24 protein-coding genes are annotated in these 24,197 nt (G+C 38.9%); 14 read left to right on the top strand and 10 right to left on the bottom strand.

Going from position 1 to position 24,197, the window contains the following annotated elements; all coding sequences use genetic code 11:
* Together T8I65_RS04380 and T8I65_RS04385 are read left to right on the top strand one after the other, a co-directional pair.
* On the top strand, nt 1-903 hold the full coding sequence (locus tag T8I65_RS04380; protein WP_322302194.1) for a patatin-like phospholipase family protein: 903 nt from the start codon (nt 1-3) through the stop codon (nt 901-903).
* Complete coding sequence (locus tag T8I65_RS04385; protein ID WP_322302195.1) at nt 903-1,826, top strand: patatin-like phospholipase family protein; 924 nt, start codon at nt 903-905, stop codon at nt 1,824-1,826. The genes T8I65_RS04380 and T8I65_RS04385 overlap by 1 nt, the downstream gene beginning before the upstream one ends.
* Here the strand turns inward: T8I65_RS04385 and T8I65_RS04390 are convergent.
* From T8I65_RS04390 to T8I65_RS04405, 4 genes are read right to left on the bottom strand one after another with little or no spacing between them, the layout of a single operon-like run.
* Entirely contained in the window at nt 1,810-2,331 is a 522-nt protein-coding gene (locus T8I65_RS04390) for a hypothetical protein (protein ID WP_322302196.1), read from the bottom strand. The genes T8I65_RS04385 and T8I65_RS04390 overlap by 17 nt on opposite strands.
* A gap of 5 nt (nt 2,332-2,336) precedes the next feature.
* Entirely contained in the window at nt 2,337-3,932 is a 1,596-nt protein-coding gene (locus tag T8I65_RS04395; RefSeq protein WP_322302197.1) for an FMN-binding glutamate synthase family protein, read from the bottom strand.
* Nucleotides 3,932-5,206, bottom strand: a complete 1,275-nt coding sequence (locus T8I65_RS04400; protein ID WP_322302198.1) for an amidohydrolase — start codon at nt 5,204-5,206, stop codon at nt 3,932-3,934. The genes T8I65_RS04395 and T8I65_RS04400 overlap by 1 nt, the downstream gene beginning before the upstream one ends.
* Nucleotides 5,207-5,216: 10 nt before the next feature.
* Nucleotides 5,217-5,753 carry a DsrE family protein gene (locus tag T8I65_RS04405; RefSeq protein WP_322302199.1) on the bottom strand — a complete coding sequence of 179 codons (537 nt, stop codon included), beginning with the start codon at nt 5,751-5,753 and terminating at the stop codon, nt 5,217-5,219.
* Nucleotides 5,754-5,906: 153 nt separating this feature from the next.
* On the opposite strand from T8I65_RS04405, the gene T8I65_RS04410 reads away from it, so the two are divergent.
* The 4 genes from T8I65_RS04410 (at nt 5,907) to T8I65_RS04425 (ending at nt 10,290) form a co-directional block, all read left to right on the top strand.
* Nucleotides 5,907-8,228, top strand: coding sequence for an ATP-dependent helicase (locus tag T8I65_RS04410; protein WP_322302200.1), 2,322 nt, complete (start codon nt 5,907-5,909; stop codon nt 8,226-8,228).
* A gap of 234 nt (nt 8,229-8,462) precedes the next feature.
* Complete coding sequence (locus T8I65_RS04415; RefSeq protein WP_141877135.1) at nt 8,463-8,675, top strand: DUF2945 domain-containing protein; 213 nt, start codon at nt 8,463-8,465, stop codon at nt 8,673-8,675.
* A gap of 55 nt (nt 8,676-8,730) precedes the next feature.
* On the top strand, nt 8,731-9,351 hold the full coding sequence (locus tag T8I65_RS04420) for an L-threonylcarbamoyladenylate synthase (protein WP_295179459.1): 621 nt from the start codon (nt 8,731-8,733) through the stop codon (nt 9,349-9,351).
* Nucleotides 9,352-9,453: 102 nt separating this feature from the next.
* Nucleotides 9,454-10,290, top strand: coding sequence for an alpha/beta fold hydrolase (locus T8I65_RS04425; RefSeq protein WP_141877137.1), 837 nt, complete (start codon nt 9,454-9,456; stop codon nt 10,288-10,290).
* A gap of 48 nt (nt 10,291-10,338) precedes the next feature.
* Here T8I65_RS04425 and T8I65_RS04430 read toward each other — a convergent pair whose 3' ends face one another.
* From T8I65_RS04430 to T8I65_RS04445, 4 genes are all read right to left on the bottom strand, one after another.
* Complete coding sequence (locus T8I65_RS04430; RefSeq protein WP_322302201.1) at nt 10,339-11,388, bottom strand: hypothetical protein; 1,050 nt, start codon at nt 11,386-11,388, stop codon at nt 10,339-10,341.
* A gap of 130 nt (nt 11,389-11,518) precedes the next feature.
* Nucleotides 11,519-12,364 carry an OmpA/MotB family protein gene (locus T8I65_RS04435; RefSeq protein WP_141877139.1) on the bottom strand — a complete coding sequence of 282 codons (846 nt, stop codon included), beginning with the start codon at nt 12,362-12,364 and terminating at the stop codon, nt 11,519-11,521.
* Nucleotides 12,365-12,454: 90 nt separating this feature from the next.
* Nucleotides 12,455-13,453 carry a glycosyltransferase family 2 protein gene (locus T8I65_RS04440; RefSeq protein WP_322302202.1) on the bottom strand — a complete coding sequence of 333 codons (999 nt, stop codon included), beginning with the start codon at nt 13,451-13,453 and terminating at the stop codon, nt 12,455-12,457.
* Nucleotides 13,450-13,899, bottom strand: a complete 450-nt coding sequence (locus tag T8I65_RS04445) for a type I restriction enzyme HsdR N-terminal domain-containing protein (protein WP_322302203.1) — start codon at nt 13,897-13,899, stop codon at nt 13,450-13,452. The genes T8I65_RS04440 and T8I65_RS04445 overlap by 4 nt, the downstream gene beginning before the upstream one ends.
* 83 nt (nt 13,900-13,982) lie before the next feature.
* Here T8I65_RS04445 and holA point away from each other — a divergent pair, with 83 nt between their 5' ends.
* The 8 genes from holA to T8I65_RS04485 all read left to right on the top strand — a co-directional run bounded on the left by holA (nt 13,983) and on the right by T8I65_RS04485 (nt 21,659).
* Nucleotides 13,983-14,987 carry a DNA polymerase III subunit delta gene (holA, locus tag T8I65_RS04450; protein ID WP_322302204.1) on the top strand — a complete coding sequence of 335 codons (1,005 nt, stop codon included), beginning with the start codon at nt 13,983-13,985 and terminating at the stop codon, nt 14,985-14,987.
* Nucleotides 14,988-15,890 carry a 1,4-dihydroxy-2-naphthoate octaprenyltransferase gene (gene menA / locus T8I65_RS04455; RefSeq protein ID WP_322302205.1) on the top strand — a complete coding sequence of 301 codons (903 nt, stop codon included), beginning with the start codon at nt 14,988-14,990 and terminating at the stop codon, nt 15,888-15,890.
* 87 nt (nt 15,891-15,977) lie between these two features.
* Complete coding sequence (locus T8I65_RS04460; RefSeq protein WP_322302206.1) at nt 15,978-16,658, top strand: metal-dependent hydrolase; 681 nt, start codon at nt 15,978-15,980, stop codon at nt 16,656-16,658.
* Nucleotides 16,659-16,660: 2 nt separating this feature from the next.
* A complete protein-coding gene (locus T8I65_RS04465) occupies nt 16,661-17,695 on the top strand; it encodes an o-succinylbenzoate synthase (RefSeq protein WP_322302207.1) in 1,035 nt (344 codons plus the stop codon).
* 7 nt (nt 17,696-17,702) lie between these two features.
* Entirely contained in the window at nt 17,703-18,617 is a 915-nt protein-coding gene (locus T8I65_RS04470; protein ID WP_322302208.1) for a CPBP family intramembrane glutamic endopeptidase, read from the top strand.
* Between the two features lie 69 nt (nt 18,618-18,686).
* Nucleotides 18,687-19,781 carry an AMP-binding protein gene (locus tag T8I65_RS04475; protein ID WP_322302209.1) on the top strand — a complete coding sequence of 365 codons (1,095 nt, stop codon included), beginning with the start codon at nt 18,687-18,689 and terminating at the stop codon, nt 19,779-19,781.
* A 3-nt stretch (nt 19,782-19,784) separates the two neighbouring features.
* The gene (locus T8I65_RS04480) at nt 19,785-20,315 is read left to right on the top strand and encodes a CIA30 family protein (protein WP_322302210.1); all 531 of its coding nucleotides are present in this window, start codon (nt 19,785-19,787) and stop codon (nt 20,313-20,315) included.
* Nucleotides 20,316-20,339: 24 nt separating this feature from the next.
* Nucleotides 20,340-21,659 (top strand): M24 family metallopeptidase, encoded by a 1,320-nt coding sequence (locus T8I65_RS04485; RefSeq protein WP_322302211.1) that lies wholly within the window; start codon nt 20,340-20,342, stop codon nt 21,657-21,659.
* A gap of 28 nt (nt 21,660-21,687) precedes the next feature.
* Here the strand turns inward: T8I65_RS04485 and T8I65_RS04490 are convergent, their stop codons facing one another.
* Together T8I65_RS04490 and T8I65_RS04495 are read right to left on the bottom strand one after the other, a co-directional pair.
* Nucleotides 21,688-23,334 carry a M1 family metallopeptidase gene (locus T8I65_RS04490; RefSeq protein WP_322302212.1) on the bottom strand — a complete coding sequence of 549 codons (1,647 nt, stop codon included), beginning with the start codon at nt 23,332-23,334 and terminating at the stop codon, nt 21,688-21,690.
* Nucleotides 23,324-24,196: a hypothetical protein gene (locus T8I65_RS04495; RefSeq protein WP_322302213.1), complete on the bottom strand. Its 873-nt coding sequence runs from the start codon at nt 24,194-24,196 to the stop codon at nt 23,324-23,326. Before T8I65_RS04495 ends, T8I65_RS04490 begins: the two co-directional genes overlap by 11 nt.
* Between the last annotated feature and the right edge of the window lies 1 nt (nt 24,197).

A 24,197-nucleotide genomic window follows, 5' to 3' on the forward strand; every position in this document is an offset into this window, starting at 1 on the left:
ATGAGAGCACTCGTAATTTCAGGAGGAGGAAGCAAGGGAGCTTTTGCCGGCGGAGTTGCGCAGTATCTTACTGAAGATCTAGGCCGCGATTATGATCTATTTATAGGGACGTCTACTGGAAGTTTGCTCCTTTCTCATATGGCTTTGCATAAAGCAGAGAAAGTTAAAAAGGCTTTTACCAGCGTCAATCAATCCAGTATTTTTAGTAGCAGACCATTCCTCATCAAAAAGAAGCATGGGCAGGAAACCATCACGATCAATCACTTTAATGTTATTCTGAATTTTCTAAAAGGAAGCAAAACCTTCGGTGATAGTTTAAATCTCAAAACCCTGCTTCAGAAGACTTTTACAAAAGAAGAATTTAAGCAACTGAAGGATAGCAATAAGGAAGTCGTGGTTACAGTTTCTAATCTCTCTCTGAATGAGGTGGAGTATAAGAGTATCAAGGACTACGATTACGATGCATTTATAGACTGGATCTGGATTTCCTGCAATTACACGCCATTTATGAGTTTGGTCACCAAAAATGGATGTGAGTATGCCGATGGTGGACTGGGAAGCATGGTGCCAATTGAGGAAGCGATTAAGCGAGGTGCGACAGAGGTGGATGCGATCATTCTTCAAACTGAAGTAACTTATTTTAACAGGATGCCTTCAAAGAACGTATTTTCGCTTATTACCAATCTTTTCGCATTTATGCTGGACAGGATCGAAACTCAGAATATCAGGATTGGGAAATTTTCTGCCGCGAATAAGGATTGTATTATCAATTTTTATTATACTCCAAGCGTTCTAACTACGAATTCTCTTATTTTTGATAAGGAGAAAATGAGGGAATGGTGGGAGAGTGGCTATGAGTTTGCCAAATACAGAAATGAAGAAATTAACGAAATTGAACCTTAATGCGTGCACTGGTTATATCTGGAGGAGGAAGTAAAGGCGCCTTTGCCGGCGGCGTTGCCCAACATCTAATTCAGGAACAAAAAAGAAGGTATGATCTTTTTCTAGGAACCAGTACCGGCAGTTTGCTTATTCCACACCTGGCCGCAGGAAACATCCAGAAAGTTTACGATATCTATACAAATGTCACGCAGAGAACGATCTTTAGCGTCAATCCTTTCGTAATCAAGAAAAAAGATGGTCGGGAATATGTGACGATCAATTACCTGAATACCGTCTGGCAATTTATAAGACAGCGCCGAACCTTTGGGGAAAGCAAAGCTTTACGGAGAAGCATTCGAAAGAACTTTTCTCAGCAGGATTTCAACGAGCTTAAATCCAACATTAAAGATGTGGTCGTAACGGTGTCTAATCTATCCAAGAACAGGGTGGAATATAAATCTATTCACGATTTCGAGTACGACGATTTTTGCGACTGGATCTGGATAAGTTGTAATTATATACCTTTTATGAGTCTCGCGACTAAAGATGGCTTTGAATATGCAGACGGTGGTCTTGGATGTGTGGTTCCAATCAGAGAGGCCATTAAACGCGGAGCAACAGAAGTAGATGCGATCATTCTGGAAGCTGAAAACATGGAATACAATAAAGTTCTAGGTAAGAATCCTTTTTCATTAATGGTCAACCTCTTCGGTTTCTTGTTGGACCAGGTCGAATATCATGATATCGTGGAAGGAAAACTTGCCGCGATGAATAAAAAGGTAAAGCTGAATATCTACTATACACCAACCAAGCTAACAGAAAATTCTCTTGTTTTCAACAAAGAAGATATGACCGACTGGTGGCAACAGGGTTTTGAATATGCCGAAAAGAAAGAGATGGAGCGTAAAGCTGCGAAATCTTCGTGGTTTAAGCTAGGTTTCTAACTTCCTGTTTGATAAAACCTAATGCAGCCTCGGTAGGTGCTTGTTTTTCCATCGTTGCCTCAAGAATAATTTTTCTAAGATCATCTGGATTCGATACGGTTTCTTTATCTGAAGCATTTCTGATCATGCTAATCATCGCATTTTTTGATGTTCTTATATAGTCCCAGCATTCGTTGCTAACATAGATTTGCTGCGCTAGATTATGCTCGAATTCCTGTTCAATATTAGCTATTAATAAACTTGTATAAGCCGAAACATCTTCAGCTACAGGCTCAACCCGAAATAGTAATTTACTTGGAGATATTCTTTCCAGAAATAAGGTAAGTCTTTCGTATGCCTGTAATCTTATGGGTAGCGAAGTTTTCTGTTTTTCTCTAAGCAGTAAAAACCTTCTACGATTTTCCTCATTACTGGAATAGGTGTGAAAAAAATAAAAACTTACCAAACCCACGATCGCTGCGGGGAGAATTCCATAGATCAATTGAAAAACATCAAATTCGTTCATAAGTATTAATGTATAGCGTCTTCAGTTATTTGTAGCGATTTTAAATCAAGGTTACCACCCAAGTGTGGACATGTCACTAATTCTGGTACAGACTGGAAATTTACTTTATCCTTAGTATATCCAAAAGTAGATTCTAATGTATTTGAAAGATTCTTATCACTTAAGTTGATCTCGATATCGTTGGTAGTGAATTGTGCGGGATGTTCATGACCACAAGCATGAGTAATTTGAAGCAGCTCTTTTCTGAATTTTACAAAGTAGAAATTGGTACGCATGGATTTATCTGCAATATCAATACCTCTTTGCAGCCATTTATTCTGAGTTGCAATTCCGGTAGGACAGGTATTAGTATGACAGCTTTGAGCTTGTATACAGCCAATGCTCATCATCGCTTCCCGGCCAACGTTGATACAATCTGCACCTAAAGCAAAGGCCATAGCAGCTTTTGCAGGGAATCCGAGTTTACCAGCCGCTACAAAAACGACCCTATTGGTAAGTTCATATTCCTGAAAGATCTTGTAAACATCACTAAAACCATAGATCCATGGTACTGAAACATGATCTGCGAAACTTGGTGGCGCAGCACCAGTACCGCCTTCACCGCCATCTATGGTAATAAAATCGGGTCCGTGATTTTTAGATTTCATGATGCCGGCAAGTGTATGCCAGTCATCAAGATTTCCAATTGCAGCCTTAATTCCTACCGGAAGTCCTGTAGCCGCTGCAATTTCCTCAAGAAATATAATCATATCTTCAAGGTTGCCAAATGCCGAATGGTAAGCCGGTGATAGAACATCCTTCCCCATTGGAACTCCACGAATTTCTGAAATCTCCTGTGAGATCTTTTTTGCTGGAAGAACACCTCCTTTTCCAGGTTTTGCTCCCTGAGATAATTTAAGTTCGATCGCTCTAACTTGTGGATTTTCCTGTACTAGTTTGACTAGTTTGGACATGTCGAAATTCCCCTGTTCATCTCTGGTTCCAAAATATCCGGTTCCTATCTGGAAAACAACATCTGCCCCTTTTTTGTGGTAAGGAGATAATCCGCCTTCACCAGTATTGTGATAAGCTCCTGAAAGTTTACAACCTTCGTTCAAAGACTCTATAGCCTTTGCTGAAAGTGAACCATAACTCATTGCTGATACATTAATTATTGAAGCCGGTCTAAATGGTCTTTTCCGCTTATTGTAGGTTCCCATTGCTTTCGCGCAGGGGATTAATCCGGAGTTTTTCTGGTTTGGATGCCCTGCAGGTAATTTATAAGGTAGAATGGAATTTTTTACAAAAATATAGTGCGAAGAATACATGTCCTGGTCTGTACCGAATCCTTCATAATTATTTTCATTTTTTGCTGAAGCGTATATCCAGCCTCGTTCACGCCGGTTAAAGGGTAATTCTTTCCTGTTATTGGCTACTAGATATTGCCGTATTTCAGGTCCAATGCTTTCCAGGAAGTAGCGTAGGTGTCCAACCACCGGAAAATTGTGCTTTATAGTATGTTTCCGATTAAAGAGAACATCATTAATTGCGATGATTATTAATATGAGTAGTATCCATCCCCACCATGGAATAGACGATAAGAAGCTTAAAATTTGATCCATTAGGAATTGCTTAAAAAATCAAGAGTTAATTGTGTCATTATCTTTACACCAAGTAAAAGTCCGCTTTCATCAATATAGAAGTCGGGAGTATGATGTCTTGTAGGTTCGGCATTTTCAGGCATTCCACCTAAAAAGAAGTAAAATCCTGGGACTTTTTCCTGAAAATATGAAAAATCTTCTCCACCGGTGGTTGCCTTCATTAAATTTACGTTCTCTTTTCCGGCAACATTTTCAAGAGTGGGAAGCATCTGTTGGGTCAGGGCTACATCATTAAATGTGATCGCGGTATTATTCTGAATATCGATCGTGGCAGAACCACCGTATGCCTTGGCAATTGCCGGTACGAGTTCGCGCATTCTGGACAGGATCACTTTTTTGTTTCTTGGATCTAAAGTTCTAACGGTACCAATTAGTTCGGCGGTCTCAGGAATAATATTAAATCGCACACCGCTGGTGATCTTTCCAACTGTGATCACAGAAGCCGACTCAGTTAAATCTGCATTTCTGCTGATGATCGTTTGCAGGCCATCAATGATTTTGGCAGAGATTAAAATTGGATCCACACCACTCCATGGAGCTGAACCATGCGCTTGTTTACCCTGAACATTGATCACAAATCTTTCCACTGCTGCCATGGTACCTTCAGGTTTATACTTGATAGTTCCCACTGGAGTAGCAGCGTTAATATGCAATCCAAAAATGGCATCAACTTCAGGATTGTCAAGAACACCTTCTTTGATCATTAGCGCAGCTCCACCTTCCTCACCTGGTGGTGGTCCCTCTTCAGCAGGTTGGAAAATAAATTTTACAGTGCCATTAATTTTATCTTTATGCTTTGAAAGAATTTCAGCAACACCCATAAGAATTGCGGTATGAGTATCATGCCCGCAAGCATGCATAACGCCTGTTTGAGAACCTAAGAATTCTATAGTTTTGGTTGACTTAAATTCCAGATCATTTTTTTCTGTTACCGGGAGCGCATCGATATCTGCTCTAAGAGCCAGGGTTTTACCAGGCTTGTCACCTTTTAAAATTCCTACGACTCCGGTTTTTGCGATTCCAGTAGTAGTTTCGATACCAAGTGACTCCAGATGTGCTGCTATCTTTTTAGCGGTCTCGAATTCACGATTGGATAATTCCGGGTTTTCGTGAAGATCTCTTCGCCAATCGATCACCTGATCTTCTATATTCTGAAAATCAGCTTCAGGAATATTCTGCTGCGCCTGAAGGCCAAGTGTTGCCAGAAGAATGCTTAGAGTAATTATATATTTCATATTAGAAAGTTTAGAATTTGATCAATTGATAATCATCTGCCTGAAGCTGTAAAAGTGCTGTCATTGCTGAAAGTGCATACTTAATATCTTTATGGACATTTTCAGGATCTACATTATGATGTGCTGCGCTCTGGCCGCATACGATAAGTTCTACTCCGGCATTTGCCAGTGCTGTAAATAGCGGAGTATTCGGATTTTTTTCAGTTCCAGGATAAGCCTCGGAATACGAAGTATCATCGAGAACATCTTTAGTAGCTGAACCATGAAAGACCAGAGCAAGGTGCATATTTTCAGGATCTACTCCAGCTTTTTCATGCATATTCAAAAATCGAGCAGCTGTTTCTACCAGTTTATTGACTTCAGCAGGATCGAAATTCCTATCGATATCAAATACTACTTTGTATACCAGATTGGTATCTACTTTAAATTCGGCATGAGGAACAGTAATGGTTTTGCCGTATTCAGGAATAACATTTCCAGCTTCAAATTGCTGGGCAATAGATAGATTTACCCAAAGGATAGTAAATAGCAAGATCAATTTCTTCATGGAAGTAGGATGCAATAATGTTGAATTTTTAAAGATATTAAAATATCGTGCAATGGTTCAGAAGACTTCCTTAATGTTTAAAAATCGGTTCGATACGGGTTTAGTTTTTTGAGCATTTTAGTTACCTTTCAGCATTAATAAAATGGAGAAGATTTGGAAGCTTACTTAGCTGAATTAAATGATGCACAAAGGGCCCCGGTGCTGCAGAAAGACGGACCAATGATTGTTATTGCCGGTGCGGGATCTGGTAAAACAAGGGTGTTAACCTACAGGATCGCTTACCTGATGAATCAGGGCGTAGATGCGTTCAATATTCTTTCGTTAACCTTTACCAACAAGGCAGCACGAGAGATGAAGCAGCGTATTTCCAAGATCGTTGGAAGTAGTGAAGCTAAGAATCTCTGGATGGGAACTTTCCACTCGGTTTTTGCTAAAATGCTGAGGTTCGAGGCAGATAAACTTGGATACCCTTCAAATTTTACCATTTACGATACTCAGGATTCTCATTCTGTGATACGAGCGATCATAAAAGATATGCGTCTGGACAAGGATGTGTATAAATACAAGCAGGTTTATAACCGAATTTCTTCTTATAAGAACAGTCTTATCACGGTAAAGGCCTATTTCCAGAATCAGGAATTGCAGGAAGCCGATGCCATGTCCAAAAAGCCAAGATTGGGTGAGATCTACCAGCAATATGTGGATCGCTGTTTCAAGGCGGGCGCGATGGACTTTGATGATCTGCTTCTAAAAACGAATGAATTACTGAACAGGTTTCCGGATGTCCTGCATAAATACCAGAGTAGATTTAAATACATTCTGGTGGATGAGTACCAGGATACCAATCATTCTCAGTATTTGATCGTAAGAGCACTTTCAGATAAATTTCAGAATATATGTGTGGTAGGTGATGATGCGCAGAGTATCTATGCATTTAGGGGTGCCAATATTAACAATATTCTGAATTTCCAGAAGGATTATGACAATGTACAGATGTACAGGCTTGAGCAGAATTACAGGTCTACCCGAAACATTGTACATGCTGCCAACTCAATTATTGATAAGAATAAGACCAAGCTGGATAAGATCGTATGGACTGCGAATGATGACGGGCCAAAGATCGTTGTGAACAGATTACTTACAGATGGCGAAGAGGGGCGTTACGTTGCTAGTTCTATCTTTGAGAACAAAATGCAACAACAGCTTAATAATGGTGATTTCGCCATCCTTTACAGAACCAATGCACAGAGTAGGGCGATGGAAGACGCACTACGAAAGAGAGATATTCCATATAGAATTTATGGCGGACTTTCATTCTACCAGCGAAAAGAGATCAAGGATGTACTCTCTTATCTCAGACTTATACTGAATAATAAGGATGAAGAAGCTCTTAAAAGAGTGATCAATTATCCAGCACGAGGAATTGGCCAGACCACAATGGACCGACTTTCTGTAACCGCCAATCAGCATAACAGGTCAATTTTTGAAGTTATTCAGAATCTGGATAAACTTGATCTTAAGATCAATCGTGGAACGCAGACTAAACTGGAAAATTTTGTAAATATGATCCAGAGTTTTGCCATTTCTAACGAAACTATGGACGCTTTCCAAATTGCTGAAATGGTGACCAAGAAGACGGGGCTGGTTCAGGAACTTAAAAAAGATGGTACACCTGAAGGAATTGCCAGAATTGAAAATATAGAGGAATTACTTAATGGTATCAGGGATTTCGTTGAAGGCCAGCGAGAGATCGCAGACGCAACTGGTTCTCTATCAGAATTTCTTGAAGACGTAGCACTTGCTACAGATCTTGATAATGATACCGGGGATGATGATCGTGTTGCTTTAATGACCATTCACCTGGCCAAAGGGCTGGAATTTCCTTATGTATATATCGTCGGAATGGAAGAAGATCTTTTTCCATCCGGGATGAGTATGAATACCAGAAGCGAACTTGAAGAAGAACGCCGATTGTTCTATGTAGCTATAACCAGGGCCGAGAAGCAGGCATATCTTACCTACACACTTTCCAGGTATCGTTGGGGTAAACTTGTAGATGCCGAGCCTAGTAGATTTATTGAAGAAATCGACGAGCAATACCTTGAAACTTTAGTGCCACAGGACGATTATAAGTACAAGCCTTTGATAGATACAGATATCTTTGGGGACGATGTGGATAAGAGCAAATTAAGACAAAGCAAACCCAGAACAGGTACTCCACCTCCAGCTCATAAACCTTCAGAAGAACAGTTGCGTAAACTTAGAAAACTAAGACCAGCTGCGAAAGAACCGGAGAAAGCTATGAACACTTTGAATCTTTCCGCAGGGGATGAAGTGGAACATATGCGTTTTGGAAAAGGTAAAGTTCTTAAACTTGAGGGTGTTGGCCAGGATCGAAAAGCTGAAATCGAATTTGAACAGGGCGGTATCAAGAATTTACTCTTACGTTTTGCCAAGCTGAAAATTCTTTCTTAAAAATTCCTAGGATTACTGTAGAAAATACATATATTAGCTCAGAGTCGTATTAATCCCTACATTTTTACAACTCCAAAAACCAAATAAAAAACAACGTTTTTATAGAGACCTGCTTTTAGGTCTCTTTTTTTATGCCTGTTCAGGAATACGTTAATCTTCCTCTAAAACACTGTTAGCGATTTATTTAAATTTCTTCAGAAGATTGTTCTATCAACTATCTTGAAAAAAAAAGTTATGATTAAAGAAGGAAGTAAAGTAAAATGGGAATGGGGAAATGGAACTGCGGAAGGAAAAGTGCAAAGTACATTTACCAAGAAAGTGACCCGAACGATCGATGGAAATGAAGTGACCCGCGACGGAGAAGAAGGCAACAAAGCATTGTATATCGAACAGGAAGATGGTAGCAACGTGCTTAAACTTGAAAGCGAAGTTAAAAAGGCGGACTAAATCATTCCAATTACGCGGAATATCTTAATTTTAAGAAGATCAAAAACATACTAATATGGCTGAACTTCTAAGAATTTACGATGAAAATCCCGCACCAAAACATATAAATAAGGTAGTAGAAGTCCTTAAAAAAGGAGGACTTATCATTTATCCTACAGATACTATTTATGGTTTGGGATGTGATATTACCAATAACAGTGCACTAGAAAAGATTGCCAGGATCAAGAACGTTAAACTGGAGAAAGCTAATTTTTCCTTTGTTTGCGAAGATCTTAGCAATCTTTCTGATTATGTGAAGCAAATCGACACAACTACCTTTAAGATACTTAAACGATGTCTACCGGGACCGTACACTTTTATACTCCCTGGTGGAAACAATCTCCCAAGTGTTTTCAAAAAGAAAAAAACAGTCGGGATCAGGGTTCCAGATAATTCCATTTGCCAGGCGATTGTCAAAGCTCTTGGAAACCCAATAATTTCAACCTCAATTCGGGATGAAGATGAGGTGTTGGAATATAGTACAGATCCAGAATTGATTCGGGAGAAATGGGACAACCTGGTGGATTTGGTGATCGATGGTGGTTACGGCGATAATGTTGCTTCAACCGTAATTGACCTTACAACGCCAGAACCGGAAGTAATCCGGGAAGGGAAAGGTTCCCTTGAAATCATGTAAAATTTTAGGATTTCCCAAACTTTCTAGTTAATTCGCTATTAAAGCTTGTTCAGGGTTTTTCAAACTCGGTATGAGATAGTAACTTAAAAGAAAAATTAAATTATGAGTACATTAGAAACTACAACTGAAGTTAAGGGGCAACCTATTAATTTATATTATGAAGACTATGGTGAAGGTAAACCGGTAATTTTAATTCACGGTTGGCCATTAAGTCATAGAATGTGGGAATACCAAATAGAATCTATCGTTGAGGCAGGATTTAGATGTATTGCCTACGATCGTAGAGGTTTTGGAGCAAGTGATAAGCCTTGGACTGGATATGATTATGATTCGCTGGCGAAGGATTTAAATGATCTAATTACTAAATTAGACCTTACAGATGCTACGATTGTCGGTTTTTCAATGGGTGGAGGGGAAGTAGCCCGCTATATCGCAAACTACGGAACTTCTAAATTGAGTAAAGCAGCATTAATTTCGGCGGTGCCACCATTTATGCTGAAGACTGATGATAATCCTGATGGTTTGGATGCAGAGACATTTGAAGGTTTTAAAAAGAATCTTAGAAAAGATCGTCCCGGATTTTTATCAGAATTTGGAGACCAATTCCTGAATTTCGAAGACAATTCAGATCGAATTAGTGAAGATATGGCGCACTATTACTGGTCTATAGGATGTCAGGCATCACCGAATGCCACGTTGGAATGTGTAGACTCTTTCGGAAAAACAGATTTTAGAGAAGATCTGAAGAAATTTGATATTCCTACGCTAGTTGTTCATGGTACCGCAGATCAAGTAGTACCTATTGAAATGTCTGGAAAAAAGAGTGCTGAAATGATAGCAAATAGTGAATACCACGAGGTGATGGATGCTCCTCACGGTCTTGTTCTGACTCACACTGCAGAGTTTAACAGATTACTCGTAGATTTTCTTAAGAAGTAATCTGTAATTAACTTAATGAATGAAGCCCTCTAGCGAGGGCTTTTTTTATTACATAGATTCTAAAAACGCCTTATGTATTTCTGAAGGCTTTCCTGGTTTTCCTTTCTTTTTCTCAGAGAACGCCAGTTCGAAACCGCTTTGGGCTGCTTTTAATCTTTGAGCAGGTGTTCCATGATGACCTGGGCTTTCAGTAAAACAATCTCCAGAATTATAGCTCATGTCGAAAAATGATTCGAGTCGCTTCCAATTATAAGTTGCACCTCTTTTATGTCCTAGAAAATAAGCTGCTGCAAAATCGGCTTCTAATTCTAGCAAAAGCTCAGAATTTTTTGTGTAGTCATTCTCCCATTGTAGGTTGTACTCGAATTGGGCCTGGTGCCACCATTCGTGAGCGAGGAGTCCGCTAAAGGCTATTTCTCCGGGAATTCCTGATTCTTCCAATAATTCCAATATACCATCACTTATGACAAGAAGACCATTTGATCTTGTAAATGCATTGAGGGCGAAGAAGGTATTTTCTGGGATCTGGCTACTATTCTGATAAGCTTCAATGATTTGCAAAGCTTTAATTCTCGCTTCTGTAGCATTACGAATGCTACGATCAAAACTTTCGATCATATCTGCTAATTGCTGAGGATCTTCCAATGTTGCGGTATGCTGTCCATTTAAATAAATCTGCCGGTCAAGCTGCCAGAACTTCTGAAGTTCTCGCACTCGCTTAACTTCTAGACGATTGTATTGTCCATCGCTGCCATAATAGTTTGGACCTATGTAATGAGTAACATACTTTCTGTGAAGGTCTCTTAAATAGAAGACCATCTCAACATCAAAATATGGATCTTGAATTAAACTCTCGAAATTCTTCTGAAGTAGATTTTGAAACGAAGTAATTTCGCATGAGCTATTCTTAGCTGGTAGATTTACACTTTCAGATAAAGAGAAAGAACTGAGATCAATTTCCTGAATTTCAAACTCAGCTGAAGTATAATTGTTATCTGTTGATTCGGTCCGAGTTTCAATAGACTCAGAGGAGCAGGATACCTGGAACAGGTAGAGGCCTAGAAAAAGTATTCCACTACTAATTTTGAGTGCTTTCATAATTAGTGATTTAGAGAGTAGGGAATACTACTAAAATAATATAAAACGTTGAATATCAGATGTTAAATCTGATAAATAAAAAAAGCCTCTGCAATGCAGAGGCTTTGATATATAGAAAAAAGGTTTCTTATTAGTTAGACTGAGAACTAGCTTTCTCCATTCCATCTTCGATCATACTGTAGAATTGATCAAGTTTAGGAAGAACAACAATTCTTGTTCTACGGTTCTTAGCACGACCTTCAGCAGTTTCGTTGCTTGCAAGTGGTACATAGTAAGATCTACCTGCAGCAGTCATACGCGCTGGCTCAACACCAAACTCATCCTGAAGAACACGTACTACAGAAGTTGCACGTTTCACACTTAGATCCCAGTTATCTTCGAACATAGAAGTGCTAATAGCTTTGTCATCTGTATGACCTTCTACCATAAATTCGATATTTGGCTTGTTGTTTACAACAGTAGCTACTTTACCAAGAACTTCTTTCGCACGAGATGTTACGTTGTAACGACCACTATCGAAAAGTAATTTGTCTGAAATAGATACGTAAACAACACCTTTCTCAACATTGATCTCGATATCCTCATCGTTTAAGTTACCAAGAGCTCCTTTAAGACTGGTTACAAGAGCAAGAGTTACAGAATCTTTCTTGTTCATTGCATCTTGCATAGAACGAATTGCAAGGTCTTTTTCTTTAATACTTTCTAAAGAACGTTCCATGTTCTCAGCTTCTTTCTTAGAAAGAGTTGCCAAGTTCCCAACGTTGTTCAATAAAGCAGCATTTGTATTATTTAAGTTTGCAACCTGGCTATTTAGACGCTCTTTTTCATCAAGACAGGAGTTCAATTTTACTGTAGCAGTATTTAATTGATCCTGAGTTTCACGTTGTTTTGTTTCAAGTTCATTGTATTTTTTCTGTGAAACACATGAAGATAGCAAAAGGGCCGCAGTAGCCGACATTAGCATGATTTTTTTCATAACTAGTTTCTTAAATTTTAAATTGTTTAGAGGCCAAAAATATCAAAAAAATAGCAAGGTGGAAAGCTATTTTAACATTTCCTTTCTATATTATTTTTCTAGTTCACCATAGCGTGCCTTTCTAAGGATAAAATGTTGATACACAATAGAACGCAATTTATAATATCGCTCAATTTTAAATTGATCGGGACGCTTTTTTCTAATCTTGTTAAATGATGAATAGAAGCTGCCATGAGCTTTTAAAATTGCCGTAAAATGATCCACTTTTCCTTCGCTTAAAAACTTTAGAGCAGCAACTCCGTCAAGGATCATTCTTCCGAATAATATTGGGAGTAAATCTGTCGATTTAAGGTTTTTCAGCAGTAAAAAAAGACCATTTCTAAAATTATAATAGGTTTTTTTGGGATCCATACTTGATAAGGTCGCTCCACCTACGTGGTAAACGACAGAATCTGCTGTATATTTTATGCGATATCCCATATTCTGAATTCTCCAGCAAAGATCTATTTCTTCCTGGTGAGCGAAGAAGTCTTCGTCAAGTCCGCCAGCTTCCTGGTAAACTGAATTCCTAATGGCAAAGCAGGCACCTGAAGCCCAGAATATTTCATGGTTATCATCATACTGTCCTTTATCTTCCTCCATTTTCTGAAAGATCCTTCCCCGGCAGAAAGGATATCCAAATTGATCAAGATAACCACCGGCTGCACCGGCATATTCAAAATGATCCTTTTTCTTGTAATCCAGTATCTTTGGCTGAATTGCCGCTACATCTGCTTCTCTCTGAAAGATTTCCAGTATTGGAACAAGCCAGTTGCGGGTCACCTCCACATCACTATTTAGTAAAATGATAATTTCTTCGGAAACCGACTTTAAAGCCTCGTTATATCCACCAGCATAACCATTATTCGATTTATTCTGAATAATATTTACCTCTGGGAAGCTGATCTTTAATACCGCTACAGATTCATCTGTAGAATTATTATCGGCTACGTAAATTTGCGCCTCTTCAGAATTTGTAATAACCGAAGGCAGGAATTTTTTCAACAGATCTTTCCCGTTCCAGTTGAGGATAACTACAGCTATATTCATGCTCGTTGATATTCCGGTAATTCGGTTAGAAAAATATAAGTTTCCTTTTCATAATCCATCTGGCAAAAGTAATGTTCGATTCCATTAGTTACCATCAAATAATTTGCCTTTAAGCTCAGGTTATACCTGGCGATCTGGTCGAACGTGTCCTGGGTGATTTTAATTTTTGGTGCTTTACATTCCACGATAATATGGATATTCCCTTTTGGCTCGAACACAACCACATCATACCTTTTGGTGAGACCGGCGATCTTTATTTGCTTTTCAACATTGATAAGACTTACCGGATAATTTTTCTCTTTTTCCAGAAACTTCACAGTATGCTGACGTACCCATTCTTCAGGTGTAAGGATGATAAACTTTTTCCGTAGATCGTCAAAAACAGCTACTTTATTTTGATTATTTTTGAACCGAAATGAGTAGGATGGAAAATTCAGCTTCTGCATTTTTCAAAAGTAATGAAGATTATTCAGTGATAAAATATCACCTTCAGTTTTCCATCAATTCATAAATCGCCGTAAACTCCTCTATGGACGAAGCCAGAAAAATTGTAAACGAGATTAAGCAAGGTGATATTAAACCTATCTATTTCCTGATGGGTGAGGAAACCTTTTATATAGACGGAATTTCAAATTATATCGCAGACAATCTTCTTTCCGAGGAAGAAAAGGGTTTTAATCAAATGACCCTCTACGGAAGAGATACGAACATCGAGGAAATCGTGAGCAATGCCAAGCGGTATCCAATGATGGCTGAAAGGCAGGTAATTATTGTAAAAGAAGCTCAGGATCTTTCCAGAACGATCGAAAAACTGGCAGATTACGCTGAAAATCCTCAGCCTACCACAGTATTGGTGATGTGCTATAAATATAAAAGGATCGATAAACGCCGGAAGCTGCATAAAACCATTGCGAAAACTGGTCTTATTTTCGAAAGTAAACGACTTTATGAGAACCAAGTGGGGGACTGGATCATGAAGACCATGAAAAGTCGGGGATATTCAATTTCTCCAAAGGCCTCTCAAATGCTGGTTGAATTCCTGGGAACAGATCTCGGGAAGATCGATAATGAACTTCAAAAGCTTCAGCTTATTTGCAAAAAGGAAACGCTTATTAGTCCGGAGATTATTGAAGAAAATATAGGGATTAGCAAAGATTTCAACAATTTCGAATTGCGTAAAGCGATTGGAGAAAGAGATAATTTAAAGGCGCATAGAATAATCAATTATTTTGCTCAGAATCCTAAAGACAATCCACTGGTAGTGACCATTAGTCTGCTATTTTCCTATTTTTCTCAGATCCTGCAATACCATGGCCTTAATGACAAATCCAAAGGAGCAGTTTCCAAACAATTAAAAATAAGTCCCTATTTTGTGGGTGATTATATCACCGCCGCGAGAAACTTTCCAATGAAAAAAGTAAGTAAGGTGATTAGCGATTTGCATGAAACTGATGTGAAAAGTAAAGGTGTAGGCGCTGCCAATGTTTCACAGGGAGATCTTCTTAAAGAACTTCTTGTAAAAATCATGAATTAAATGAGCAAATTTTCAACCTGGGTTGGTGCGGCAAGGCTGAGAACACTTCCATTATCTATATCAGGGATAATTGTAGGAAGTAGTATCGCTGCACAACAGGGCCAGTTCAACCTCGCAATTTTTAGTCTCGCTCTGGGAACTACTCTTGGATTACAGATCCTTTCTAACTTTGCTAATGATTATGGTGACGGGGTAAAAGGAACCGACAATGAGGACCGGATTGGTCCCATGCGTGCCTTACAAAGCGGGATCATTACTCAGAAGGAAATGCTTAATGCGATGGTTATTACCGCGGTTGCAACTTTTATACTTGCTGTATTACTGATCTATGCTTCTTTCGAAGACAAAAACTGGATCGCTGCGCTGGTGTTTTTAATATTGGGAATAGGTGCTATCGTCGCTGCGATCAAATACACGGTCGGAAATTCGGCTTACGGATATCGCGGTAGAGGGGATATTTTTGTTTTTATATTTTTTGGATTGGTTGCCGTCTATGGTAGTTACTTTTTATATACACATGATCATAACTTTGTAAGCTTCTTTCCGGCAGTAGCTATTGGTTTTTTAAGTGTCGCGGTTCTCAACCTTAATAATCTTAGGGATAGAATTTCAGATGCGAAAGCTGGTAAAAATACGCTGGTTGTGAAATTGGGAGAGCGAAAGGCGAAGAATTACCATTACCTGTTAATTATTGGAGCTTTGTTCTTTATGTTGATCTATTCAGCAATGGTTTCCAGGGAACTGGATGATTTTATGTATCTGCTAGGTTTTATTCCGCTTATCTTTCATTTGATGCGTGTGGATAAGAATGACAACCCTAAAGATCTGGATCCCGAGTTAAAGATAGTGGCGCTTTCCACATTTGGAATCTCAATTCTATTTGCGCTAGGACTTGTGCTCTAAGGTTTAAGTTTAACAAAACTATATAGCCTACTAATTATAGGAATTTAGCCGAATCCTTATTTTTATAAAAACCGAAAAACTCATTTTATGAAAATTACATTTTACGGACAGAATTCGCTCGCTCTCGAGATTGGAAATAAACACATCATCGTGGATCCTTTTATTACCGGAAACGATCTTTCCAAGGATAAAGTAGATATTAAAGAATTAAAGGCTGATTACATTTTGCTAACCCATGCGCACGAAGATCATGTGCTGGATGCTGAAGCGATCGCTAAAAATACGGGCGCCAAGATTGTGAGTAACTACGAGATCGCTAATCATTATGGAGATAAAGGCTTTGAGGTACATCCCATGAACCATGGTGGTAGCTGGGATTTTGACTTCGGAAGAGTTAAATATGTGAATGCTTTGCATACCAGTTCATTTCCTGATGGCAAGTATGGAGGACAACCCGGCGGTTTTGTGATCGAAACTGATAGCGGGAATATTTATATCGCCGGTGACACAGCTTTGACGCTCGACATGAAATTGATACCCATGAGAACTAAAATTGATCTTGCTGTTCTTCCAATTGGCGACAACTTTACCATGGGTGTAGAAGATGCCATCCTCGCCAGTGATTTCATCGAATGTAATCGTATCCTTGGATGTCACTATGATACCTTCGGTTTTATTGAAATTGACCATGATGATGCTAAAAAGAAATTTGCAGATAAGGGTAAAGATCTTCTACTGCTCGATATTGGTGAATCTGTTGAAGTATAATTATGAAAGCTTCTTACAAACGATACCTTTTAAATTTCAAACGCCCCAGTGGAACTTCCCGGGGCGTTCTTACTGAAAAAGAAACGTGGTTTCTGAAGGTCGAGGATAATGATAAATACGGTATAGGTGAATGCGGAATTCTAAGATCATTGAGTTATGATGATCGTCCAGATTACGAGGATAAACTTCATTGGGTTTGTGAAAATATCAACCTGGGAAAGGAAATGCTATGGGAAGAATTACGCGAATTCCCCAGTATCCAGTTCGGAGTTGAAATGGCGTTTCGCAGCCTCGATTCAAGCACTCCTTTCGAATTATTTCCTTCGGAATTTACTCAGGGAAAGGATCATATTCCAATAAACGGACTCATCTGGATGGGTGACAAGGAGTTCATGAAAAAACAAATTTCAGAAAAAATCGAACAGGGTTTTCGTTGTATTAAACTGAAAATTGGGGCGATAGATTTTGAAACTGAAATTGAATTACTGAAATCTATTCGGGAAAATTTTTCGGCAGAATCCATGGAGTTAAGAGTAGATGCAAACGGAGCTTTTCATCCAGCTGAAGCCTTGCAGAAATTAGAGCGGCTTTCAAAATTCGACCTTCATAGTATTGAACAGCCCATAAAGCAAGGCCAAATACCGGAAATGACCAATTTATGCTCAAAGACGCCAATTCCAATTGCACTCGATGAAGAATTGATAGGAGTCAGAGATGTAACAGAAAAGGCTAAACTGATACAAACTATACAACCACAATATGCCATTTACAAACCAAGTTTGATTGGTGGAATGCAAGGCACTCAGGAATGGATCGATATCTGTGAAGCTAACCAGGTGAAATGGTGGATCACCAGCGCGCTGGAGAGCAATGTAGGACTCAATGCAATTGCGCAATGGACTTACACGCTGAATACAGATCTTCCCCAAGGTTTGGGAACGGGTGGTTTGTATACAAATAACTTTACCAGTCCGTTGCTGGTGCAGGATGGTAAAATTCAATATGATCCTCAGGTAAACTGGGATTTTAAATTTTAAGTAAACTATGTTTATAGCGCAAGCGTTCAAATACGAATATTCTTTCTGGAGATATCTGGTGATTCCGATTCTGTTTTTTGGGTTAATGTCCCTTAATTATGTAGCGGTTGAAATGCTGGATCTAGATGTGAATGAAATGATGCGGCAACAAATTGAAAGTAAAGGTTCCAATAGGGTCCTTTTCGAGAATTTACTGTCATTTCTTGTGTTTCTTGCCGGGCTGTTACTTTGGGTCAAATATGTTCATAAACAACCAATTAAAACCCTGACCACCAGTCGGGAAAAAGTGGACTGGAGTAGATTCTGGTTTGCCTTTGCCCTAGTTGCCGTATTCAACATTGGAATTACTGTTCTGGATTATTATTCGAATCCGCAGGATTATGTCTTTAATTTTCAATGGGAACCCTTTTTATACCTTCTGTTGATCTCAGTCTTTCTGATTCCTATTCAAACGAGTTTTGAGGAATATTTCTTCAGAGGCTATTTGATGCAGGGGATAGGTGTGCTTGCTAAAAACAGATGGATCCCTTTGGTGCTTACTTCTGTGATTTTTGGTGGCTTGCATTATTTTAATCCTGAAGTAACCAAACTGGGTAACATTATTATGATCTATTATATTGGAACTGGTTTTATGCTTGGGATCATGACCTTGATGGATGAGGGAATGGAGCTTGCTTTAGGATTTCATGCTGCGAATAATTTAATAACAGCCTTACTTGTTACTGCCGACTGGACTGCATTCCAGACGAATTCTATCTTAAAGGATGTCTCAGAACCTTCTGCAGGCTGGGACGTGTTGATTCCTGTCTTGATCATATACCCGATCTTCCTTTTCATCTTTGCCAGGAAATATAAATGGAATAACTGGTCTGAAAAACTCTTCGGAAGAGTGAAAAGACCTGAAAATGTAACAATTACTTAGGATATTCAGGAATTTAATTGCAAATTCTTAACTTTAAGTAATCGGTGAATGTCCAACTTAGCTTGAAGTATGAATAATAATTACAAGATTCCTGAAACTCACCCTGACTTTAGGTTGAATAAACGGCACTTCACAAATGCCGAATTGAAGCATATCGCTTATAGTTATATCAAGGAAGGTGAGCCGTTTGAACAGCAAATTGGTAATTTCCTGCTAGATTGGTTAAAACCGACAGATTATATTGAAGTACATACTTCCGGGTCTACGGGAAAACCTAAAAAGATCAGGCTTACCAAGGAGCACATGATCAACTCTGCACTAGCGACTTCAAAATTCTTTAAACTTCCTAATCACACCAAAGCATTGTTGTGTCTTCCTGTAGATTATATAGCGGGGAAAATGATGCTGGTAAGAGCAATGTTTTTAGGTTGGGACCTGGATTCGGTTCCACCATCATCAAATCCCTTCGATCAGTTATTCAAGGTCTATGATTTTTCAGCCATGACTCCTTTTCAGCTGGATAATTCTATAGGAAGGCTTCACCTGGTGAAAAAACTTATCATAGGTGGTGGAGCAGTTTCACCGAGGTTACGAAAAATGCTGGTGGATATAGATACCCGGATTTACGAAACCTACGGAATGACGGAAACCTGTAGTCATATAGCCGCAAAACGTTTAAATCCTACGAAGAAGAAAGTATCAAAAGCCTTTAAATTATTACCAAATGTAAGTATTACTAAAGACGACCGCGATTGTCTTGTGATCAAAGCTCCAAAAGTACTGGACGAGGAAATCGTTACCAACGACGTTGTAGAGATCATTACCTATAAAAAATTTATCTGGAAAGGGAGATATGATAATGTGATCAATTCCGGAGGAATAAAGATCTTTCCTGAAGAAATAGAACGTAAGATCAATAAGAAACTGGATCATCGATTCTTTATCACTTCAATGCCAGACGATGCTCTGGGTGAAAAAGTTATCATGTTCGTGGAAGATGATTTTTCCGAAGAAAGAATAACTGAGCTTAGGGAAATGGTGGACAACATGAAATCGCTTGGGAAATATGAGAAACCAAGAAAGATCTATTTGATCGCTAAATTCGAAGAAACTCCGAACGGTAAGATTCACCGTGAAAATACAGCTAAAAGTAAAGTGGCTTAAATTATGATTAGAATTACTCTTATCATTATAATCCTGTTCAGTGTGAATGAAAAACTAATTTTCGATTTTAATTCTGATACCAAAATCAGTAACTGGGTGGTAGTGGAAGATCGCGTCATGGGTGGTAGATCCAATGCAGAGATTCATCTTACCGATGAAGGCCATGCTAAATTTATTGGTAATGTTTCGCTTGAAAACAATGGAGGTTTTGCTTCAGTACGACATCGATTAAATGTTGAAGGAGTAAAGAATTTCAGTAAAGCAGTGATAAGGCTTAAAGGCGATGGTAAGAATTATCAATTCCGACTCAAGAACAAATTGAATGATCGTCACTCCTATATACAGGAATTCTCTACTAATGGTGAATGGCAGGAAATTGAGTTTGATTTAGCAAAAATGTACCCTGGGTTTCGAGGTAGAAAATTAGATATCCCCAACTGGGACCATGATATCATACAGGAAATCACCTTTCTTATTGGCAATAAAAAAAATGAAGAATTCAGTTTATTAATAGATTATATTCGACTGAAATAAATCCATTCCCATCATCTTATACTTATGCGTTATTTACTAGGTTTTATACTTTGTATGCTCACTTTTAGTGCTCATACCCAAATACTTTCAGAAAAAGATCGCGCCTCTGTTCGCGATGAGATACTTGCGGAGCGATTTGATAAGCTTCTGCCTGACTTGATGGATCGAGCTGAAATTGATATGTGGGTGATCATTTCAAGAGAATATAATGAAGACCCTGTGATGAAAACCATGCTACCCTCAACCTGGCTAAATGCGAGAAGACGAACCATGCTGGTTTTTTCCAGAAAGGGAGATTCTATAGAAAAACTTGCGGTCGCCCGTTATAATATTGGCGATGCCATCAAGTCTGCCTGGGACAAGGAGAAGCAGCCCGATCAATGGAAAGCTCTCGCAGATATCATTAGCTCACGAAATCCAGAAAAGATCGGGATCAATATTTCTGATAATTATGGTCTTGCAGACGGATTGGTTAAAACCGACTATGAGGAACTTCTAAAAAGTTTACCGGAAGAATATCATTCGAGGTTGATTTCTGCGGAAGATCTTGCCGTAGGTTGGATAGAAACCCGAACTCTTAAAGAGATGCTTCTATTTAGTTCACTTGTGGAACTTACGCATGAAGTCATTGAAGAAGCTTTTAGTACTAAAGTAATAGAGCCGGGAGTGACTACTACAGATGATGTGGTTTGGTGGTTACGACAAAAAGTGACCGATCTGGGACTGGAAACCTGGTTTCATCCAACTGTGGATATTCAGAGGAGCAACGAGCAACTTGTAGATCATATCACTGCATTCTCTGATGAAAATGGAAGCGATATTATTCTGAAAGGGGACTTGCTTCATTGTGACTTCGGAATTTCATATTTAGGTTTGAATACCGATTGCCAGCAAATGGCTTATGTTCTTCAGGATACCGAAACTGAAGCTCCACAATTCTTACAGAAAGCCCTGGCAAAAGGAAACAGGTTACAGGATATTCTAACTGAAAATTTTAATACTGGCAGAACAGGAAATGAAATTCTGGCTGCGAGTCTTGAAAAGGCAAAAGCTGAAGGTTTAAAACCATCGATCTATACACATCCACTTGGGCTTTACGGGCATTCTGCGGGACCAACGATTGGCATGTGGGATCAACAGGGTGGAGTTCCCGGAACTGGGGACTATCCACTATATGAGGACACGGCCTATGCAATTGAATTAAATACTGAAGTGAACATCCCCGAATGGGATAAGGATATAAGAATTATGCTGGAAGAGGCAGGGTTCTGGGGGAAAGAAGGCTTTCGATATGTGAATAAGAGACAGACATCTTTAATCTTGATCGATCCCTCTGCGGAATAAAAAAAAGCAGCTTTTCAGCTGCTTTTTTTTATTTAATTTTCTCTACCTGAACATAGAATTCCAACTCGTTCAGTGTGATTTCATCCAGTTCTTCACCGGTTTCCATACGTTGCCATTCGGAAGTTGCATCCAGTCTAATCTCCTCTTCATCTATAAAAATATCTACAGGCATGCTGAAATCAATGACTTCTGCTTTCCATTGATACTGGAAGTGATCATCGCCCTGCTTTAGTTGTAGTACCGGTAATGCCGAATGTCGCAAATATTGATCGAAAACCGGTTTCAAATCCACATTGGTAGCTTTATCGAAAAAGGCCTCAGTATCTTCTGTAGTAATGGTTTTATGTCTGTAAGTGCTCGTATAGTCGCGCAACGTGTTCCACCATAGTTCGTCATCATCGTAAATACTTCTAATCATATTCAGAAGATTTGCACCTTTAAAATACATGTCTCCGGAACCTTCAGAATTGACGCCATAGTCTCCAATAATTGTGTTGTTGTTACTGACTCCTCGTCTTGTCCCTTTCAGGTATTCCTGAGCTTTATCTTTACCCCAGCGGCATTCTACATAAATAGATTCAGTATAACTGGTAAAGCCTTCCTGTATCCACATATCTGCAATATCCTTAGCGGTGATGCTATTCCCATACCATTCGTGACCAGATTCGTGGATGATAATGTAATCCCAAAGTAGTCCAATTCCCGTTCCGGATAGATCATTTCCAAGGTAACCTTTCATATACTCGTTCCCATAAGCCACAGCCGACTGGTGTTCCATTCCTAAATAAGGAGTTTCTACGAGTTTAAATCCATCTTCTTCAAAAGGATAAGGACCCATTTTTTCATAGAAACAAGCCATCATATCCTGCACCTCTTCGAATTGGTTTTTTGCTTTATCGAGGTTGTAAGGCAGGACATAATAATCCAGATTAAGGTTTTTAAATTTATCAGAGAAATGAGTATAGTTCCCAATATTGATCATGATATTGTAATTGTTAATGGGACTTTTTACTACCCATTTCCACTTCGTGTATCCATCATTCAACTCCTCTTTTCCTAGAAATCTTCCGTTGGAGACATTCATGAGTCCGTTTGGTACCGCAATATCAATTTGAGCAGCATCCGGTTCATCGCTTTGATGGTCCTTGTTAGGATACCAGAGACTTGCGCCGGTACCTTGCACTGCAACTCCAACCCATGGGTTTCCGTCTTCATCGGTATCCCAGATAAAACCTCCATCCCAGGGTGCGTTCTTAGCTACAATAGGATTTCCGCGGTAATAAAATTTAATAGAGTCTGAAGTTCCCTCATTTAAGGCTTCATCAAAATTTACAAATACCGCGTTGTACTTACGGGTGAACTCCAGTTTTGTATTTTGATGTATAATAGAGTCTATTTGCATGTTCTCGAATAGATCCAATTGCATCACTGGTAGAGAGCCAAGAACTTTAAAATGAATAGTATTACTACCTGCAATTGATTGTGCGTCTGTATTCACTTTAAGATCCAGGTGATATTTTGTAACATCATAATTGGATCTTTCAGGTCGCAACGAGCCTCTTAAAGTATCAGCTTCAGTATAAGTAGTATGATTTGAACCAACTACCTGAGCCTCCAGGTTCATTGATAAGAACAATGAGACCAGCAAGCCGACAAATAATAATTTATTCTGCATGGATAACAAATAATTGAGCATTAGGATCCTCTTCCAGTTTCTCCTGCATGCTATTGGTTAATTCGGTAAAACTTTTCAAAGACTGACCTTTGCAAACACCATACGAGTAATGATACTTCAATAGTTCCAGATCTTCTTCAGATAATCTTCTATAGGAGCTACAAGCAGATAATATACTTTCACAGTTGAGATCCTTACTGGAAGCGAAATATCCCAGGGATTTGAAAAAATGGTATTTCAGTAGATTTTCTTTCAGAAGATTATTGGTAACCACTGCAGTATTCACTTTTAATGAAGCTTTATAGATCTGACTTTTGCCATTCCAGCTGACATAGTAACCACTTTTATTACCAATTCGAGGTTCATGTTCTGTCTTGTGATCTTCGTTCAAATAATAGACAATATAATTGCTCTTCTCCCGAATAAAATTCCGACTAATTTTGAGAGAGTCAACCTCGCTGGATAGTTTTTCAGCAAAATTCATTAGAAATCTCACATCATCTTCAGGTACGCTTTTATCAAAGTAGATACGAATATCATCTTTCCAGTAGCGCATCAACCTTGAAGAATCAACCTTATTTTCTGTATCGTATACCACCGCTTTGTAGGTGTTAAGAAAAGCCGGATCTTTAGGTTCGTAGCGGACCTGTTTCTTATCGCGAAAAGGATCATAGTCCATTGGCACCTGAACCATGGAATCACCATTTATATAGCGAACATCTACAGTATCAGGAATAGATTTGAACTGTGAGAGATATACTGTTTTAGGAATATATTTCCTTGAACGTCTCAGGCCAATCGTGTCCTGAGCGTATCCCTGGCAGACCATCATTATGATCAAAAGAATTATCAGTTTCTTCATA

It is taken from the genome of Christiangramia sp. OXR-203 (assembly GCF_034372165.1).
Taxonomy (GTDB): domain Bacteria; phylum Bacteroidota; class Bacteroidia; order Flavobacteriales; family Flavobacteriaceae; genus Christiangramia.

What these genes read in the sequence shown, in the direction of transcription:
- T8I65_RS04435 (WP_141877139.1), bottom strand. Translation starts at nt 12,364, where the DNA reads ATGAAAAAAATCATGCTAATGTCGGCTACTGCGGCCCTTTTGCTATCT.
- menA (WP_322302205.1), top strand. Translation starts at nt 14,988, where the DNA reads ATGAGCAAATTTTCAACCTGGGTTGGTGCGGCAAGGCTGAGAACACTT.
- T8I65_RS04390 (WP_322302196.1), bottom strand. Translation starts at nt 2,331, where the DNA reads ATGAACGAATTTGATGTTTTTCAATTGATCTATGGAATTCTCCCCGCA.
- T8I65_RS04485 (WP_322302211.1), top strand. Translation starts at nt 20,340, where the DNA reads ATGCGTTATTTACTAGGTTTTATACTTTGTATGCTCACTTTTAGTGCT.
- T8I65_RS04425 (WP_141877137.1), top strand. Translation starts at nt 9,454, where the DNA reads ATGAGTACATTAGAAACTACAACTGAAGTTAAGGGGCAACCTATTAAT.
- holA (WP_322302204.1), top strand. Translation starts at nt 13,983, where the DNA reads ATGGACGAAGCCAGAAAAATTGTAAACGAGATTAAGCAAGGTGATATT.
- T8I65_RS04380 (WP_322302194.1), top strand. Translation starts at nt 1, where the DNA reads ATGAGAGCACTCGTAATTTCAGGAGGAGGAAGCAAGGGAGCTTTTGCC.
- T8I65_RS04465 (WP_322302207.1), top strand. Translation starts at nt 16,661, where the DNA reads ATGAAAGCTTCTTACAAACGATACCTTTTAAATTTCAAACGCCCCAGT.
- T8I65_RS04470 (WP_322302208.1), top strand. Translation starts at nt 17,703, where the DNA reads ATGTTTATAGCGCAAGCGTTCAAATACGAATATTCTTTCTGGAGATAT.
- T8I65_RS04445 (WP_322302203.1), bottom strand. Translation starts at nt 13,899, where the DNA reads ATGCAGAAGCTGAATTTTCCATCCTACTCATTTCGGTTCAAAAATAAT.
- T8I65_RS04415 (WP_141877135.1), top strand. Translation starts at nt 8,463, where the DNA reads ATGATTAAAGAAGGAAGTAAAGTAAAATGGGAATGGGGAAATGGAACT.
- T8I65_RS04395 (WP_322302197.1), bottom strand. Translation starts at nt 3,932, where the DNA reads ATGGATCAAATTTTAAGCTTCTTATCGTCTATTCCATGGTGGGGATGG.
- T8I65_RS04460 (WP_322302206.1), top strand. Translation starts at nt 15,978, where the DNA reads ATGAAAATTACATTTTACGGACAGAATTCGCTCGCTCTCGAGATTGGA.
- T8I65_RS04480 (WP_322302210.1), top strand. Translation starts at nt 19,785, where the DNA reads ATGATTAGAATTACTCTTATCATTATAATCCTGTTCAGTGTGAATGAA.
- T8I65_RS04400 (WP_322302198.1), bottom strand. Translation starts at nt 5,206, where the DNA reads ATGAAATATATAATTACTCTAAGCATTCTTCTGGCAACACTTGGCCTT.
- T8I65_RS04475 (WP_322302209.1), top strand. Translation starts at nt 18,687, where the DNA reads ATGAATAATAATTACAAGATTCCTGAAACTCACCCTGACTTTAGGTTG.
- T8I65_RS04490 (WP_322302212.1), bottom strand. Translation starts at nt 23,334, where the DNA reads ATGCAGAATAAATTATTATTTGTCGGCTTGCTGGTCTCATTGTTCTTA.
- T8I65_RS04420 (WP_295179459.1), top strand. Translation starts at nt 8,731, where the DNA reads ATGGCTGAACTTCTAAGAATTTACGATGAAAATCCCGCACCAAAACAT.
- T8I65_RS04430 (WP_322302201.1), bottom strand. Translation starts at nt 11,388, where the DNA reads ATGAAAGCACTCAAAATTAGTAGTGGAATACTTTTTCTAGGCCTCTAC.
- T8I65_RS04440 (WP_322302202.1), bottom strand. Translation starts at nt 13,453, where the DNA reads ATGAATATAGCTGTAGTTATCCTCAACTGGAACGGGAAAGATCTGTTG.
- T8I65_RS04495 (WP_322302213.1), bottom strand. Translation starts at nt 24,196, where the DNA reads ATGAAGAAACTGATAATTCTTTTGATCATAATGATGGTCTGCCAGGGA.
- T8I65_RS04385 (WP_322302195.1), top strand. Translation starts at nt 903, where the DNA reads ATGCGTGCACTGGTTATATCTGGAGGAGGAAGTAAAGGCGCCTTTGCC.
- T8I65_RS04405 (WP_322302199.1), bottom strand. Translation starts at nt 5,753, where the DNA reads ATGAAGAAATTGATCTTGCTATTTACTATCCTTTGGGTAAATCTATCT.